The sequence below is a fragment of the Microcystis sp. T1-4 genome (assembly GCF_000297435.1).
In the GTDB taxonomy this organism is placed as follows: Bacteria; Cyanobacteriota; Cyanobacteriia; order Cyanobacteriales; family Microcystaceae; genus Microcystis.
In genome coordinates this window covers 1-888 of sequence record NZ_CAIP01000376.1, presented here as the reverse complement: position 1 = coordinate 888, position 888 = coordinate 1, and the positions used below count along the sequence as shown (strand labels likewise).

General features: G+C 35.9%; 1 protein-coding gene and 1 pseudogene. Both read right to left on the bottom strand.

Translation table 11 applies throughout. The features are described from left to right. A pseudogene (locus tag MICAI_RS27280) lies at positions 1-248 on the bottom strand (transposase); the annotation flags it as partial. Then, on the bottom strand, positions 197-697 hold the full coding sequence (locus MICAI_RS25160) for a hypothetical protein (protein ID WP_008205351.1): 501 nt from the start codon (positions 695-697) through the stop codon (positions 197-199). The pseudogene MICAI_RS27280 and the gene MICAI_RS25160, both read right to left, overlap by 52 nt. Positions 698-888 lie beyond the last annotated feature (191 nt).

Below are 888 nucleotides of genomic sequence, written 5' to 3'. Positions count from 1 at the left end.
TTCTTAATTTTTTTACCTTGTAGTGTGGCACTTGTATAGGCGATAGCTATAACAATTATCAGCTTTGATAGGTATTGCGGTGCTAATTGAGAACCTTCTAAGCTATAGCCTCCCGACTTAAAATCTCGGAACATCTCCTCAATATCAAATCTTTTTTGATAGGCAATTATTGCCGTCTCTAAATCCCCAAAATTTGTCAGAATATACCAAGGTTTTTTTGTTTGAAAACCCCGATAGGTTTTTTCCACTTACCAGCTAAGTTAAACTGTCCAAATCCCTGCTCTTTTGTGATATTGACATCATTCAAAAATAGTTGAGTTCCTCGACTTAAACCTAATGCTCTCATTTCTTGATAAATTCCTTCTTTTTTCTTCACATTTGTACTTTGTTTTTGTCTTAAACAAAAGTACAAACTCTCCTTCTGAAGCCACTTTCCAAGACTGACCGAGCAAAATTCTCTATCTCCTAACACCACGATTTTATGACCTGATAGCACCGTCAATATTTTCCCCAATACTCGCTGCTGTTCTTCGAGATTACTACTTCCTTTTTTATCCAATATCTCCCAATAGATTGCCATGGCTCTCTTGTCATAAATTAGACTCACCATCAAGATATTAATTGCTCCCCAACTCGTTCGGTCTATGGCAATATATACTAATCCTTTTGTTGTGAATCTATCCTGCTGTTTTAACATCTCTTTTAGGCAGAGAAACCAGATTTTTTCAATATTCAGAATTTCCAGCTTTAAAAATACTTTTTAGTTTTTTTCTCCGACTCTCAAACAGGATCGGTATTGGCAGTGCTTCTGCTAATATCTCTAACTTAGCTTGCTTTAGTATTTGCAAGGTTCCAACTATCATTAACAACAGTAGATATCTGGCTCGT

What these genes read in the sequence shown, in the direction of transcription:
- MICAI_RS25160 (WP_008205351.1), bottom strand. Translation starts at nt 697, where the DNA reads ATGTTAAAACAGCAGGATAGATTCACAACAAAAGGATTAGTATATATT.